Consider the following 17,483-nt stretch of genomic DNA (forward strand, 5'->3'; position numbering starts at 1 on the left):
AACATCATCAAAAATCCGTCATCGACTTTTCACGTATGAAAAATGATGCGACTGTGTCATTTGCGCTTCAACTGGTATATGCACGGCAAGGGTTGACGGCAGATCGCCTCGTATTTTCATTTCCGAAGGCGAACCTTACAATGCCTATGTGAGTATAGCAAAGCTGATCGGCTTGTTGAAATAAAAGTGATTAGATTCGCATTAGACCGCGACGTTCAAATCAGAATTTTACCCATCACCTGGGGCTGATTGAGCGGAAGTGTGATGGTGAATTTAGAGCCCATCGGCGCATGATCTTCTAAGGTAATTTGCCCGTTCAATTTTTGAACTGCTTTTTTGATAATGTATAAGCCGAGGCCATTGCCTTTTGAGCGTTCGCTCCCGCGGAAATACATATCGAACACGCGCTCCTTAAGTTCCGCCGGTATACCTTGACCATTATCTTCAAAGCAAAGGATAACCTGTTCGCCTTCCTCCCACGCCTTAAGTTTCATCCAAGGATTCACCACGTTAGAAAATTGGATGGCGTTCTCCACCAGATTCTCTAGGATAACTTTAATCATCGCCGGGTACGACACGAAGCACTGCTTGAGGTCGACGTCACACTCAACGTGAAATTCCTTGCTACGCAGCTCTTCTTGAAATCCATGACAAATGCCTTCGAAGATCGCTTTCACAAACACTTCCTTGAACACAAGTTCTTGTGCGCCTACATCACTGATCGATTGGAGTTTGATCAGCATTTTGTCCAAGGCCTTCGCAGTTTCTTTTACTTTCTCGAACAGTTCCAATGCAGCCTTATCTTGCAACGTGACTTTAGCAACTTCGGCTAGCCCCATGAATGTCGTGAGCGGGCGACGGAAATCATGCGACGACCGGTAGAAAAAAGTATCGAGCTCTTTATAAGCCTCTTTCAGCTGCACGGTACGCTTGGTGACAATCGAATCCAAATCGTGGTTCATTGCGACGATAATCTCGTTGCTCTCGCGAAGTTCTTCGGACTGCGCTTCAATTTCTTCTGTTTTTTCAAGCAGTTCGCGGTTCAATTGCGTCAGCGCCTGGTTCGCATGCTGAAGCTCCAATGCCTGGTGCTGTATTTCTTTTTGCTGCGTGGTAATCTCCTGGTTGAGGGTGCTAAGCTCAAGGTTTACGGCATTCTTCGCGCGACTGTACCGGAAAAGGACGTAAGCGAGAGATCCCAGCAGTATGATTCCAAGAATGAAGAATATGTTGGCGGTATTTTGAAATTTGATCTGAGCATTCTGACTATCAAGTGTGGCTTGTTGCAATGCAGACCGCTCATGTAAATCACGGATCTCTTGTTCCCGTTTCTCTAAACGATAGAGTGCCTCCAATTCCGCTTGACGTGTGACGCTGTGCGTGGTGTACAGGCTGTCGTCGAGTTGAATGTATCGATCGTAATATTGAACGGCCTTTTCGTGACGCCCCATCTTCTTATATACGGTAAACAAATTCTGATACGCTTTTCTTCGTTGTGGAGCAGAACGAATCAACGTGGCTTCCGTCAGTGCTTGTTGCGCAAAGTTTTCCGCTTCACGGTCGTCATCGGTTGCCAAGGCGATCGCACTCATCGTGTTGTAGTAAGATGCAATCCCCACGCGGTTGTTTACCCGATGGTCGATTTCATAAACCCGTTTCGCATAGATTCCTGCCAACTCATACTGCCCCAACGCGATCTGTGTTTCCGCGATGTGATTCAAGACCTGCGCCGTTGGCAGCAATGCGCCCAACCGATCACGGATAACGAAAGCCGAATCATAATATTGAATCGCTTTATCGTATTGTTTGCGACTAAAAGCAACGTACCCCGAAAGCGTATAGTAGTCGGAAAGACCAAAGTCATCCTTCAATTCCCGGAAGGTGGTCGCGGCTTGCGATGCCATTCGCGTTGCCCTTTCGAAGTCGAACTGGTTTACATACACCCAGCCCATCAGTTGTTTTGTGCGTGCAATTTCATGTTTGCTTTTTAGTTCTTCTTCAATTCGCAGCGCATTGAAGTAAAACTCAAGGCTTCGTGGATAGTCTCCCTCCCATTCAAACACTTGGCCGATGCTTTTCATCACCAAGGCGCGGTACCTTTTATAATCGTGCTTGGCCAAGGAATCAAGTGCTTCGGTAAACAACTTTGTGGCCGTAACAAAATCTCCTTTTCTAAATGAAAGCTCGCCTTGATGAATATTGTAGAAGATGAGCAATTCGGGATTTTGATACGTACGCGAGAGGCGAAGGATATTTTTGAAGTAAACCGCTGCCGTATCGTAGTCGGCCAGCGCACTTGACACGATGCCAAGAAATTTCCAAGTCTCGCCAATCCCCAGACTATCGCCCAAGGCGAAACGCACATGAAGCGCCTTCTTAAAATTTTTGCGTGCAGCCAGATGACGAGACAAGGTATAGTCGAGGATACCTTTGTTGAGAAAGAGTTGACCTAGTGCGATGGATGGTTTGGCCTCGTCGACATTGATGGCGGCGCGGGTGTAATAGTATTCGGCAGAGTCGAAATGAGATTGCTCTCGGTGTAAATTAGCGAGTCTAATTTGAATGGAGGCCACATACGTATCTCTTTCGCCGCGTGAAATATCCAGTGCTTCATATAAGAATTTCAAGGCATTAGGATAGTCTCCTTTAAAGTAATGGTATAAGGCGACATCGGCTTGGGCAATGGCCATTCCTTTTTTGTATGATGCGCGTTTGGCGATCTGATAAGATTCCCGTGAATAGGTTAGGCCATCTTCAAAATCGTAGTCCCAAATCTCAGACGCCATGCGATGAAGGACGTCGGCTTTAACCTTCAGATCATCAGAATCTTCGAGCACACGCTGAAGACTATCGATCACGGACTGCTGTGCTCGGGAAGGCGCCGCAATAAAAATGGTAATGCTAATGAAGGCGAGTTTGATGAGTATGCATCCGCGGCGCAAGAACCATCGAGCGGCTACATTAACTGTCGGGACACCTCTTGTCATCAAACTTTATTTAGAGCCTATCAACATACTCAATTTTAAGCATTTAATTCTCCATAATGGAAGTTGAATTTGAAAATAATTAAAGTCAACTTGTGAACGGAAACCGCCAACGCACCCACTATGCTCAACAGCTTCTTCAATAAGTCGCGGGCCGCTGCCGACACTGAGAAACAGAAAGATTACCGGAATATTGTATTCATCCAAATTATCATCATCGTGTTTGGATTGACTTTATCTGGTCATGTGATCGAAGACACGAAGACACCTGAGGCTAAGCTGGTTATCACCATCTTTTCAATTTTTGGTCTAACCTATTCGTTTTTGCTGTGGGACCTTCTCCGCAATTTCACCAATAGCAAGACGCTGATCCGTATCTACCTCCTTCTTCTCTTCGGTAGCATTGGGGTCGGATTGCTGGTCGAGTTCCCCTACTACACTTTCATCGATGTTCCCGATCGTCGGATCATTTTGTTGCTGGTGCACGCTATGTTATTCGTCACTGAAGTGATCATCATCAGTTTTGCTATCCGCGACATCTTCTCGGGCGAGTACTTGACACCTGACAAGCTTTGGGGATCGGCCTGTGTTTTCTTGATGATTGGAATTTCATTCGGCTCTTTATATGACTTGATCTGTCTGATTAAACCAGGAAGTTTAAACCCAAGGCTGGCGATAGGTTTCCCAAATTATTCCGAGTGTGTTACGTATAGTTTAGCTATTCTCGGGGGCATGGACCCGGGACAACCCGAAGCCAGTAGACTTATTCGGAACATCGGAATTTTGGAGGCCGTCTGGGGAAATTTATTTGTAGTTTTAGTGATCGGCAAACTGATGGGATTGCCCCGACCGCCGAAGCCAGGCGATGCGGCATGAGATGAACCTTCGAACTTTACACCTTATAAATACAATACACCTATGAACAACCGAAGACTAGTACCGATGATTATTATCGGGGTAATCTTGTTATTCGTCGTGATGGCGCTTTCATCAAGTCTCTTTTATACGATCGCAACTTCCGAACGCGCGATTATTTTTTACAAGTTTGGCGAGGGGTTGGATAAAGAGACGGTGATCGGCGAAGGATTTCATACCAAGGCACCGTGGAATGATGTGTTCGTGTATTCAATCAACGAGACATCTTCAGATGAAAACATGGATGTGCTAGACAAAAACGGACTTTCTATACACGTTGACGTGAGCGCGCGTTATAATCCGATGCCTGATAAGATTGGTTACATTCATCAAAAATTCTATCGCACATCAACCGACGATTACATTCGTGTTTTGGTAATTCCCGAAGTTAGGTCTACGGTACGACAAGTAATGGGACGTTATACTGCTGAAGAAATTTACTCTACGAAACGTGCAGAGGTTGAAGGCGCGATCAAAACAGAAACAGAAAAGATACTTCAACTGAACTACGTAAACGCGACTGCTGTTTTAATTCGATCGATCGTACTTCCTGAGCAAATTAAAGGCGCTATCGAAAACAAACTTCAGCAAGAGCAGGAAGCTTTGGCGTATCAGTTTCGATTAGACAAAGAAAAGAGCGAAGCCGAGCGTAAACGTATCGCAGCAGAGGGAGAAGCACGAGCCAATAACATTGTAAACAGCAGTTTGAGTGACAAACTATTGAAAATGAGAGGTATTGAAGCAACATTAGAACTGTCTAAGTCACCGAATAGCAAAGTTGTTATTGTAGGCTCTTCTAAAGACGGTCTTCCGTTAATTCTGGGAAATAATTGAAATCCAGATTTTTTTATGGCAATCTTTCGCCAGCAACATTCTAGCCTGTATATTTAAAACCGATGTTAAAAACGCATAAACATGTCGAAAACTGCTGAATTGATTATTGACGGGAAGTCGTATACTTTACCTGTAATTGAAGGCTCTGAAGGTGAAGTAGCTGTTGATATCAGTGACCTCCTTGAGAAAGCCAAAGTGATCACCCTAGACCTTGGATACAAAAACACCGGGGCTACTAAGAGTGCCATTACTTTTCTCGATGGTGACAACGGAATTCTCAGGTATCGTGGATACTCCATTGAAGATCTTGCGGAGAAGTCTAACTTCCTTGAAGTTGCTTATCTATTGATCTTCGGTGAACTGCCTACGCAACCACAGTATCAAAAATTCCAGCACGACATCAAGACACACACGCTCGTGCACGAAGACGTTAAGAAAATTCTCGACGGATTCCCTTCTACTGCACACCCGATGGGCGTATTGGCATCGCTGTTCTGTTCACAAACAGCTTTCTATCCCGAATCACTAGATCCTAACCGATCTGCGGAAGGCGTCTATCTAAGCATTGTAAGATCACTGGCCAAAATGCCAACCTTCGCTGCTTGGGCATATAAAAATGCTGTTGGACATCCTGTTAACTATCCTGACAATTCACTCGCCTATTGTGCGCGTTTCCTCAAGATGATGTTTGCTCTGCCAGCAGAACAGTACGAAGTAGACCCTGTTGTTGCAGACGCACTTGACAAGCTTCTTATCCTCCACGCTGATCACGAGCAAAACTGTTCGACATCAACCGTAAGAATTGTAGGATCATCGAAAGCAAGTATATACTCTTCTATATCAGCCGGTATCAACGCACTGTGGGGACCGCTTCACGGTGGTGCAAACCAGGAAGTTATTGTGATGTTAGAGAACATTCGCAAAGACGGCGGCGATACTGAGAAATGGATCAATAAGGCAAAAGATAAAAACAGCGGATTCCGTTTGATGGGATTCGGACATAGGGTGTACAAAAACTTCGATCCGCGCGCGAAGATCATCAAAAAAGCTGCTGACGACGTGCTCAACAAACTTGGCGTGAACGATCCTGTATTGGAGATTGCCAAGAAGCTTGAAGAAGCCGCGTTAAAAGATCCTTACTTCGTAGAAAGAAGATTGTATCCAAATGTTGACTTCTATTCTGGAATTATCTACCGGGCACTTGGCCTTCCTACTGACCTTTTCACGGTAATGTTCGCGATGGGTCGTATGCCGGGATGGATCGCACAATGGAAAGAGATGCGTGAAAACAAGGAGCCTATCGGAAGACCAAGACAGATCTATACTGGCGAAAAGCTTAGACCATACATCGAAATGCCTAAACGCGGTTAAGATCATGGCGACACAAGAACAGTTTCAGCAGGCCGTCGAAAAGTCCAAAGCGCTTACCAAGCGACCTTCAAATGAAGAGCTTTTGCTTTTGTATGCACTTTTCAAACAAGCAACAGAAGGAGACGTGAGTGGTGATCGTCCCGGAGGTTTTGACTTTAAGGCGATCGCAAAGTTTGATGCTTGGGCAGATCAAAAAGGCAAATCCAAAGAGACATCGATCGATGAATACGTTTCGCTGGTTGAGAAGCTTCAACAGCAATACGCGTAACAAGCGTAATCGTGAATCTTTTCTATCAGCCGCATATTGCTGAAGGGATCCATCACCTGGATCTTGAAGAATCAAGACATTGCATTAAAGTCCTTCGCAGAAAAGTTGGTGACAGCCTAGTCATCACTGATGGGAAGGGCTTTTTTTATGATGCCATTATTACGGTGGCTTCGGAAAAGGAATGCCGTTTCGAAATTAAAAAAAGCACTGCAGCAGCCACTCCCTCTTTTCAAATTCATATCGCGATCTCCCCTACTAAAAACAATGAACGAATTGAGTGGTTTGTAGAGAAAGCTGTTGAGTTTGGCATACACAGAATTTCTTTGATCGAATGTGATCATACAGAACGAGCTTATCTAAAAAGTGATCGTCTTCGCAAAGTAGCCGTCAGTGCAATGAAGCAATCTTTAAAGCCCCAGCTTCCCCTGATTGACGAAGTGACGACGCTAAAGAAACTACTACCTTCTATCACAGCGCAACAGCGATTCATTGCCTACGTAGACTCCAACAACCCTCTACATTTACAACACGCTGCTGTGGCTGCACAATCCTACTGTGTACTCGTCGGTCCCGAGGGCGATTTCTCACGCGATGAGTTAGAACAATCCGTTGTCGCAGGATTTCAAAAAGTAAGTTTAGGACAGAGCCGCCTAAGAACAGAAACGGCAGGCCTCGCAGCCTGCCATATTCTCAATCTCGTCAACGAGGTTCGTTAAGTATAACATTAGTGAACAACCAATCGCTTCGCCATGCGACGTACACCCTGCGTTAGCTCAACAACATAAACGCCAGCAGCCATCGGCTTTCCAAATACAAACTCCAAATCAGCGTAGTGCTTGTTGTCGTTTGTGATTGTACGCTGCATCACTACCCTGCCAGAAAGATCTATCACCCGAACACGAATATCAAGATTGACATCTTTAGCAATGTGCAATGTAACAGATGATTGGTCCGTCGGATTCGGTGACATGCTAAAGTCAAGCGCAATATCTTCTGCTTCCACAGTCAGCATTACCACCTTGTCAAACATCTCAAACTTCCCATCATAGTCGACCTGTTTGAGACGGTAGTAGTTTTTTCCTATGCTTGGCGTTTCGTGAACAAAACTGTAGTGTTCACCATCGCGGTCCGATCCGTTGCCCTTTACAGTACCAACGACGTCGAAAGTTTCGCCATCTACAGAATGGAGAATTTCAAAGTGATCATTGTTCCGTTCAAACTCCGTTTTCCAGAATAGTTTGTTGTAGCCCCCGATATTTTGTCCAGCGAATGATTTTAGGACGACAGGTAATGGATTCGCAGTTTCAGTCGAACCTAAGGTAACAATGTGGCTACTAAAACTCAACGTGTTTGCCGCGATAAAGGTACCACGTGATTGTGTATGGCCTGCGCTAAAAGTACCGCCACCATAATTATCCCACGATGAAGTGGCGTCATTCCACACCATGACTTTTAATGCAGTTCGTTCTGATGCGTTGGCAGAGACATCACTTTCTACGCCCCAACTTAATCCTACCCTTCCGGTAGTTGGTGATGCATCATCAGAAATTTTCCAATATTCACCATAACTGATTTGAAGTATTGGCGGCGCGGCTACCGTTGGCGTCATGTTGTCAACAGTAGGCTCGAGAATATCCGCTTTGCCCTGAAAGAATTCCATGTCCCAAGTTCTTGCTGCACTTGTGGCGTTAATAGATCCCGTTCTCCAATACGTTCCTTTGCCGATCGGAAAAGTAAAAGAACTTCCCGCTGCAAGAGACTTGTATAATCTCCCGGAGACAAATGAATTGGAACGTCCCGGAGCTGGTGAAACGATTGCCGCAGTTGTTAGCAGAAAGCGATTTAGGCCTGGATGTATATTCCCATTGGTAAGTACAAGCAAATTATTGACGGTGACATTTCCATTTAAGAAGACACCTTCACTGTTGCTGATTTCTAATCGATTAAAATACGCGGGAGCAATTGTAAAATCACCTATGATCGCTTGAGGAACGGAGCCGTTGAAAACATATCGCATGGTATTGGAACCGCCGCTAAATGTTCCTCCGCTAAAATTTAAGTGACGGCCAATGCGTGTATAGCCACCTGATCCGGGATTAAAAGAACCACCAGACATGAGTAGATCCTGTGCAATTGTTAGCCGGGCGTTTGTACTGCCGATAAAAAATCCGCCCTCTTGAATTAAATCTCCATTAACGGTTACATTGCCTGTACCGATCCGGTAGCCTACCGCTGAAGTATTTGTGATTAACAAGTCATCGCCTACAGTAACCGTTCTGTTGTTCACGTCGTTTCTGAACGCTCCAGCCGTAATGGAAAAATCGTCACAAACGTAGATATCATTATTCGCAAGCACTTTAGATCCCGATCCATTCAGCACTAAATTTCTGACCATGGTAATACTTCCCATAACTTCGTATGATCCGGTACCATCATAGTTAAGGGTTCCACCAGAGCAGGTAAAAAAATCATTGTAGTATGCTGCTGGTAGTGTTGCACTCGAGTTACTGCTAACGACGCGTAAGGTTCCCTCTCCGGTGATTACACCTAAACGATGGTCCAATGAACCATCAGGAATTTGCAGCGTGGCGCCAGCCTGAATGTGCGTTTTATAAAGGTTCACGCCGCTGACGTCGAAGTTCAACGTATGTCCAGCGCTTACAATCAATTCCGAACCATTAGGCACGCCCCCACCCGGAACCGCTTGATCATATACACCTGTAAACGCGGCACCGTCGCTCACGTTACCAGAACGTGTCGTCGTGAACGTACGGATGTTATTTGGAATTGCATCATCGACACCAGCGAAGTATTCACCCGATATACCGGCATCTGTCACACCTGTGAAGCTAAAAGAAATCACATTCGACGTCTCGTTCACCTCAGCGATGGAGAACTTCTCAATATTATTACTTGGGTTCGCGTCACTCAACACACGCGCTGCGATATAATCCGTTTCCGAATACGGGGATGTTACGCCAACCAACGACTGATCATAGTAGAGCATCATGTCCGTCCGGAATGAAGAAGACACGTTATCAGCGTTGATGATCCAATGATACTTCAACACGTTGTCGGCGTCAACGATCTCTGGATCCGGAGCTTCAACATTTTCAATCACTGATGGGTGAATTTCATTTGCTGGCCTCACAAGAACGCGAGGCGAACCTGGGCCTGTGGTATTACCAACTGACGAGAAATCGAATCTCACCGGTGTATACAACGCTTGCCCTACTGGAAATATAAAATCTGTCGTTGAGTTCGCCGGAAAATACTTAAGAACACCGTTGTCAGTGAACGAGCTATTGGTCTGGATCATATTCGTTACACCAAAAGGGTTAACTGCCGTAATCGACGCGGCTACACCGAACGTCAACAAGCCGCTACTAATGTCGAATACGCCGCGTGCTAAACGTAAACCACTTGTGATGGTAAAATTATAGCCGCTGTTATCTGGAACACGAACACCGAATGGATTATCGATTGTCATTATACCAAGTGTTCCGGTTCCAGCGTTTGTGCGTTGAAGTACTTGTTGTGAAGTTCCCACAAAACTTAATCCTGTGCCGGTTGTGTTCGTATACGTTGCATCAATCGTTGCATTTCCCTTCAACAACGTGGTATATGTAGAGCCTACGAATGTTCCTGACAGAATACTCAAGTCTTTAGCAACTGTAAAGTTTTTTAACTGTGTAAGAACGCCCGATGCAGTTTTTTCCAGGTTGTAGAAAGTCAACAGCGAGGTAGTACCAGAGATAGTCCCTGTTCCGGTAAAAGTGGTGGTATTGCCCGCCGGAATGAACGTGCCATTGACAGCCATACTGCCGCCAATGTTAAGTCCCAATCCATTCGCGTTAAACGTGGTCGCATTGCTAACGGTAAGGCTACCGTTCAACGTTAGTGGTAACACATAAATTCTTATGATTGGCGAATTACTTCCAGCAACCACAACATGATGTAGCGGAATCGTCGACTTGATACCAATGTTCTGACTATTGACACCCGAAAGCGTATTGGCATCGCCAATATTGATAGTCGATGCCGCGCTCACCAACGAAGTCTCCGGCTCAAGCCAGAGTGAAGGCACCGTCGTGCTATTCACGCCATTGGAAATTATAAAACTTCCGCCGGTGTGATTAAACATGCTTCCTGCATTTATAATTTCAAAAACACCACGCGTGTTGTTAGGCGCAGCACGTTTGGCAATCTGCACCGTACCGCCACTTTGTGAATACTTCAACACACCTGTGGTGCTGGTCAAATTGCGACGGATTTGCGATCCCACCGTGAGCGATCCACCTGTCACTTCAAGCGTCGCCATTCCGGATGCGGAGTATTCAATGTAGTTGTTTACGCCAGCTCCACCATCCATGTTTACCGTTCCGCCACTCACACGCAATAAACCATCAAGCAGTAATCCCGTATCAGTACCACTCACAGCGACTGCTCCTGCGGAAACTTGTAGGCCTGCCGTTGCAGGAATTCGGAAATCACCGCCACCTGTCGTCAGATTGATACTGGTTGCACTATTGTTTAAGATCAAAAGACCGTTTGACAGCGTAAGCGCCTTTGTTGGTGTATTCGTAACGCCTGTCAGTGTAAAAGCTGCGTTGGCCGTCACTGTCGTTGCTATTGACGATCCCTTATTAACCGTCAACGCATAAAACTGTGGTGCATCCCCTGCCGCGTTGTTGAGTACTACCGATGTCGTTCCAAGCAGGTTCATGACAATTCTGTCATTCGCGGTATTCGCGCCGCCTTTGAAACCGTTACCCGACGTCGTGCGCTGCAAGAAATCTCCGTACAAATTAAACACATGCGTTAATGGTGTCGTCCCTGGAGCATTCACAAACACGTTCGCCGCGTATCCGTTTCCGAGAATAAGATCACCGAACACCGTTACCGTACGCGCCGTTCCTGTATTGCCGAATCTCAATTCGCCGCCTCCACCACTATCATTTCCTTTTGCGTTGGAGCGGAAGAAGCGCAGATTATTTATTACGGTTATATTTCCAGTCGCACCGGTAGGCAGAACAAGATTCATGTCGCCAAGAATTTCTAGATCACCGTTCACGGTAATATCTTTCGAAATCGTCGATGACCGATCATTGTCTCCCCAGTTGTCAGTCGCCATCATTAAATTTGGAACAACACTTGGTGTATTAACATAATTTGCTGATGCGAGGGTTGTCTCGTAAATAAAGTAGCTCGAGTCCTCTTCGTTGAACGCACCAAGGTCAACGTTATTAAATGTTGGATCCGATAGATTTCCGCCCGTGCTCCGAATCCAGAACGCGCCTTCGCCACTCACGATTCCATCGCTAAATGATCCTACACTACTTGCAATCTGGCCATTATTAACAACGACGGTCGGCCTGAACTGAAAGTTCGATGCATAGACACGCGCAACCGGACTTCCAGAAGCGTTTGTCATTTTTGTAAAGCGTAACTCCGCAACAGTTTCCGATTGATTGATCGCAATCCCGTGTGGCATACCACGATCCGCTGTGTTGGGATCTGTCCATGGCACCCATCCAACAACTGCAACGTCTCCCGCTTTCGGATAGTCGCCCGCAGAAGGTTGACGACTATCATGAAGCTCATAGCTGTCGACCGTACCATTGCTATTCAAATCGTTCGGCGCAAAAGTCCAATATGTTGAAGTTCTCCAATCAGCGTTCCATCCGTCAGCCGTATAGCTTTTGGTATAAAACACGCGGGGCACACCGACGAAGTGGGGAGCGGAGCCAGCCGTATAGTTCGCCGTTTCCAATGTGAAGCCGGTGCCGGGGAATGCCCCGCCGGTAGACGTACCGTTGAACGTAATCACATTTGAGGTCCCATTAAAATCAGTCGATACTTCAGACGCGCGCGTGAATGGATTTACACCCAGAACTTTTCCCGGCACATAATTGGTTTCTGTTCCACCGACATCCCCTTCCGCATAGTTAAATTGGTATGACACGCGCGGCAACGTCGTAAATCCATCATGACGAATGCGCCAATTGTAACTTAAAATGTCCGCTCCTGCGGTGAGCAATGCTGTTTGAAGAACATCATCTTCAATGCTGATCTGTACATAACCATCGTCAACATAATTTTGAAGCGATGCTGTCACGGGTGTATAGCGCACGGCGCTGTTAGCCCCTGTTCCTATTGGAAACAAAAGCGATTCGTTCGCATTAAAATAAATAGATAACCCTTCGTCGCTTGCGTTGCCAGCTGTTTGAATCATTTTGGTCGTGCCAAAACCTGATCCCGTGATGGAGGCCGCTGCGCCGTACATTGTTAGTCTATGCGAATTGATATTGAATACACCATTACTAAGGGTTAGCACTTTCCGAATCGATAGCGCACCTGACAACGTCACGCCGTTTGTGTTACTTATATCAAGGTTATGAACTGTTCCTGATAGACTCGTCAAAGTTTGATTAACTACGCCATCAAGCAAAAGTTTGCCGGTACCGAGTGCACTTCCCACCGTATCCGCGATGTATACGCCATTCTTTGCTGATGCTATGAAATTACCATATCCCAACCCGCCTTTCTCAACACGCAATGCTCCATTCACGATAATTGCTGGCGTTGCGCCTCCAGCGATGTTAAGCTTGTCATTGCTCGAGGTTTTGTTGATCGTAAGGTTGTTGAATGTTTGCGGCGTTGTCGTATTTCCAAACGACATTGTCGCGATGTCTGATTTATTGAACGTTGTTGTGTTAGTGCCCGGCACATAGGTAGCCAGGTTACGTACATCAAGGCTTCCTCCGATTGTTACATTGGCGTTGTTGGTAACGAAATTTACATTCGGCTCGATTGTCAAGTCGTTATAAATCTCCAACCCTTGAATGGCAATAGAGGTTCCGAGATCATCACCCGTACCACCATTGAGTTCTATGGTATTGGCGGAGGCAGTCGTGTTACGCATGATAACATCGTAGAACGGTGCCCTTGATGTTACACGATAAAGATTTCCATTGCTAATCTCCATAATCACGGTACCGCCAGTCACGTTCACGTTAGCAGGATCGCAGTTGATCAAGATCGCGCCGCGCAACGAACTTGTGCCTAAACGAGCCCCTTTCACCGTCAACGTTCCGCCACTCATATTGAAAGTATTCCCGGTGTATGTTAAACTGAACACGTAATACTCCGGCGCTGTGCCACCGTCACCGTTGATAACAACGTTGCCGCCGCTCTGCGTATAGCCCCCTACGTTGCCCACACCAAACACCGATGTACGAATTTGGTTTGCAAACAGAGATCCACCTTCAACAATCAAGTTTCCATTATCACGCATCGTTATACCGCTGTTCACCGAAGCGGTGAGTGTGCCAAGCGTCACGGTAAGCTTTCCATAAGGAACAATGGCCTGCCCTGCTGTTTTACTTACAGTACCACCATTTACCCAAAGATGCGCACCTGCAGAAATATTGTAATTGCCTGTATTGTTCAATTGCGGAACAACGATATTCTGGCCAATTTCTACGGTACCGTATATCAACCCCAACGCATTATCATTTACCGATAATTGAGGTGTGGCACCATGACTCTCATTGGCGTATCCAAACAAACTAAAGTTTGCTGTCGCCGACGCGGAGATCGTCGCTTTATATGTGTAGTCAGTTCCTTTATTGATTTCGATTCGGTAGAACTTCGTTGGGCCGTTAAGCGACACAAACTGATCCGCAAAATCATTCACAAGGTTAAAATCCACGATTCCGTCCGTAGCCTCTGCTGAGTAAGCCACGGAGGTGCGATTTGTAAATGCAACGGAACCATCGTTGACAAAATCACCAGACACATTAAATTCGTGTCGCGCATTAGCCGTACCAACTTGGATACTCCCGGTAGGTTCGATCGTAACATCGTCCAATACATTCAGGGTCTTCACGGTCGTTGAGGCATTGTCATTGATTTTTAACACGCCTGTATAAATATGCAGATCACCGTTCAAAGTCACGGAATTCATCAATGTTGCAACGGTCGCGCTACTGTTCATCGATATTTCCATGTTGTTAAACGTCCGTGATGTCCCGATTGTCATGCCTGCGCCGTAAAGTTCTACGGTACCCCCTACCAATGGGTCCGAAAAAAGCGAAGCATCGCCACTCGGGAAATTATCTACGCTTCCACTTAAGCGAACTCGTCCATTTCCAGCGATTGATAAAAATGCATGTCCTGTTGTACTACCTAAATCCAGTGTTCCATCAACCTCGACATTATTAACTTGAATTCCCGATATATTGGCATTAATGATTCGTCCAGGATGAATCACAACATTGTCGGACGACGCTGGAATTTCATTGGAAGGATTAACGTACAATGGAAATGCACCGCCATCAAGGGTCCATACTGTAGCATTGTTCCAATTGCCCGATTGATAGCTATACCAGGTTTTCGACGCAACGCCAGCTACTGGACTTGCAACGTTGTTTAACGTACCCAGGGTGTATACACCATCGGACAGATTTGCATCTGAAACTTTGAAGCTTATGCGATCACCTGTCAATGTTTTGTCACTGTTCGCAATAGCAACAACCTCATACAGTCCTGCCGTTAAACGCAACAGCACATAGTTGTCTTTATTTTGTGGATAATTGCCACCTAGTCCATCCCCAAAATCAAACGCAATGTTGGCGTCTAGGGATCCCGTTGTTGTTTTGTCGATGTACCACGACCGCGACCAGCGTTGTTGCACGCCAGTCCCCAGCAATGTTGCAGAAGCTGCGTTAGACGATGACTTGTGTGCAGCCATCAAAAACTCTCCATTCACATCGAGCGTAGCATTGAGTGATGACAGCACGATACCGGCACCAGCAGCTTCTGTATGACTTCCTCCCGATTGAATTCCAATACCGACCAAATCAAAATCGTAGTCAGTGCCAGCCACGTCGCCTGCATAAAAATCATTGCTGATCGTTACGCCGTAAAGCGACGACAAATAATTCTCGACAATTTGCCGTTGTGCCGTCGACAAGGACGCATTGTATATGATTACTTCGCCAATGTTCCCTTCAAAATTATCTTGCGCGGGATCGGCGCCGATGTAAAGGTTGGATGCATAATTTGGAATTGGTGACGGTGACGTACCCGCGGTTGAATTCACACCGTTGATATGGCTTGAAGTGACCGCAGCGGTAACGACGTCGGTATGAATGTATGCCGTGTTTGCTGCATACGTACCCGTGTTGTATAGCGCAGACGCTCCGAATTGTGTTCTAAAGCGCGCGGGACTTGTACCGAGATCAATTTTGTAAGATTGTTCAGTCGCTGCACCAGAACGTTTCGCAAGGATGTTCCCCGCAACGGTACCGCTAGGCCTTACGACCATCATGATGGTAAGGTTAGAAGTATTGTCGAGTATGTCGGCATCGGCAATCTGCAAGCTATGAAGCGTTGCACCTGCCGGGAAATTAATACTCGCTCTGTTATTCAAGTTAACATCAGCCGTGACCAACGAAGGACGGGTGCTGCCACTACCGGTGGCGTGATTGGCGTTTCCGGATTGATCACTCCATAAATTAACGGCAGCTCCAGTTACTGATACACCGTTGTTAGCTTTCAACCACACTGTATTGTGCGGCTGACTTGAAGTTCCGTCTTCATTACCTACACCGCCAGGACCGTTTTGGCAATACGAAGACATGCCTATACAGGCCAATAAGACAAGGGCTCCTAATTTTTTCATTACGTTGGGATGGGCACAGTACTATTAATATATAAATATATATAAAAACTTGAATGAATTTTTCTGTCAACAGCCGCAATAATACTTTGGAATGTTTGCCGATGAACGCTGCCTTTTTATTTTTGCTCGCTATGATTTTAAACTACATCTGGGTTGGATTTTTTCTCGTCGCGTTTGTTGTTGCTGTTGTGAAGCTTGTTGTGTTTCAAGACGTCGAAATTTTTCCAAAGCTCATGAGTTCCACTTTTGAAGCGTGCAAAAATGGATTCACCATCTCCATCTCACTCACGGGTGTCATGGCACTCTGGCTCGGCATCATGAAAATTGGCGAGAAGGGAGGAATCATTCCTATTCTCGCGCGACTTGTCGGTCCATTCTTCGCCAGACTATTTCCGGAAGTACCTCGTGATCACCCTGCAACGGGTGCAATCATCATGAACTTCAGTGCAAACATTCTCGGTCTCGACAATGCTGGCACACCTCTCGGATTGAAAGCGATGAAGGAACTCCAAGAACTGAATCCAGATAAAGAGACAGCATCAAACGCTATGCTAACTTTTTTGATCTTGAATTCGTCGGGGCTCACGGTCATCCCACTGGCTATTATTGCCGATCGCGTTACGCTGGGTTCAGTCAATCCGACGAGCATTTTCATTCCTACACTGATCGCAACTTTTTGCTCGACCATGGTGGCGTTAATCTATCTATCGATAAAACAACGCATCAACCTTTTTGACCCCGTGCTGCTGGCTTACATTGTTGGATTAGGTGGACTTGTTGGCGGAATGATTTATTACTTCGCTGGCTTACCGCAAGACCAATTACAATCACAGTCAACGTTAGTAACTAGCATCGTGATGATATCCATCATCATTGGTTTTATGCTGCTGGGTATCAAACGTCGCCTTCCACTTTTTGAAACATTCATTGAAGGTGCCAAGGAAGGTTTTGACATCTCCGTGCGGATTATCCCCTACCTCGTTGCAATTTTGGTTGGCATCGCGATGTTTCGCGTGTCTGGTGCTTTGGATTACATCACCGGTGGTATTGGATGGATAGTCGCACAGTTCGGACTGGACACTGACTTTGTCGATGCGTTGCCTGTCGCATTCTTAAAACCGCTGAGCGGGCAAAGTTCACGCGCCATGATGTTGGAGCTTTCACGACCTGAAGCGTTTGGACCTGATTCATTTGTTGCGAACCTAGCATCGATATTCCGTGGGTGTGCCGAAACGACGTTCTATATGGTGGCTGTTTATTTCGGATCGATCCAAATCAAAAAGACACGCTACGCTGTAACCGGAGGACTCATTGCAGACCTAGCAGGAATTATTGCAGCAATTTTTGTAGCGTATTGGTTCTTCCATTAAGCATCGATTTATTTTCAATTTTGGAAAAAATTTTCTCTCATTGGGAGTGATGT

Annotated in this window: 8 protein-coding genes; 6 read left to right on the top strand and 2 right to left on the bottom strand. The window is 46.0% G+C overall.

All coding sequences use genetic code 11. The annotated features are described in order from the left end of the window. Positions 1-215: 215 nt before the first annotated feature. Positions 216-2,987 (bottom strand): tetratricopeptide repeat protein, encoded by a 2,772-nt coding sequence (locus DQQ10_RS18580; protein ID WP_112748396.1) that lies wholly within the window; start codon positions 2,985-2,987, stop codon positions 216-218. A gap of 120 nt (positions 2,988-3,107) precedes the next feature. On the opposite strand from DQQ10_RS18580, the gene DQQ10_RS18585 reads away from it, so the two are divergent. The 5 genes from DQQ10_RS18585 to DQQ10_RS18605 all read left to right on the top strand — a co-directional run bounded on the left by DQQ10_RS18585 (position 3,108) and on the right by DQQ10_RS18605 (position 7,088). Continuing rightward, positions 3,108-3,860: a hypothetical protein gene (locus DQQ10_RS18585; RefSeq protein ID WP_112748397.1), complete on the top strand. Its 753-nt coding sequence runs from the start codon at positions 3,108-3,110 to the stop codon at positions 3,858-3,860. A 42-nt stretch (positions 3,861-3,902) separates the two neighbouring features. Next, a complete protein-coding gene (locus DQQ10_RS18590) occupies positions 3,903-4,733 on the top strand; it encodes a prohibitin family protein (protein ID WP_112748398.1) in 831 nt (276 codons plus the stop codon). Between the two features lie 81 nt (positions 4,734-4,814). Beyond that, positions 4,815-6,104: a citrate synthase gene (locus DQQ10_RS18595; protein ID WP_112748399.1), complete on the top strand. Its 1,290-nt coding sequence runs from the start codon at positions 4,815-4,817 to the stop codon at positions 6,102-6,104. Between the two features lie 4 nt (positions 6,105-6,108). Beyond that, positions 6,109-6,372, top strand: coding sequence for an acyl-CoA-binding protein (locus DQQ10_RS18600; RefSeq protein WP_112748400.1), 264 nt, complete (start codon positions 6,109-6,111; stop codon positions 6,370-6,372). 11 nt (positions 6,373-6,383) lie between these two features. Continuing rightward, positions 6,384-7,088, top strand: coding sequence for a 16S rRNA (uracil(1498)-N(3))-methyltransferase (locus tag DQQ10_RS18605; RefSeq protein ID WP_112748401.1), 705 nt, complete (start codon positions 6,384-6,386; stop codon positions 7,086-7,088). Between the two features lie 8 nt (positions 7,089-7,096). Here the strand turns inward: DQQ10_RS18605 and DQQ10_RS18610 are convergent, their stop codons facing one another. After that, positions 7,097-16,060 carry a T9SS type A sorting domain-containing protein gene (locus DQQ10_RS18610; protein ID WP_133259696.1) on the bottom strand — a complete coding sequence of 2,988 codons (8,964 nt, stop codon included), beginning with the start codon at positions 16,058-16,060 and terminating at the stop codon, positions 7,097-7,099. Positions 16,061-16,191: 131 nt separating this feature from the next. On the opposite strand from DQQ10_RS18610, the gene DQQ10_RS18615 reads away from it, so the two are divergent. Next, a complete protein-coding gene (locus DQQ10_RS18615) occupies positions 16,192-17,430 on the top strand; it encodes a nucleoside recognition domain-containing protein (protein WP_112748492.1) in 1,239 nt (412 codons plus the stop codon). Positions 17,431-17,483 lie beyond the last annotated feature (53 nt).

It is taken from the genome of Pseudochryseolinea flava (assembly GCF_003286915.1).
Lineage (GTDB): Bacteria > Bacteroidota > Bacteroidia > Cytophagales > Cyclobacteriaceae > Ohtaekwangia > Ohtaekwangia flava.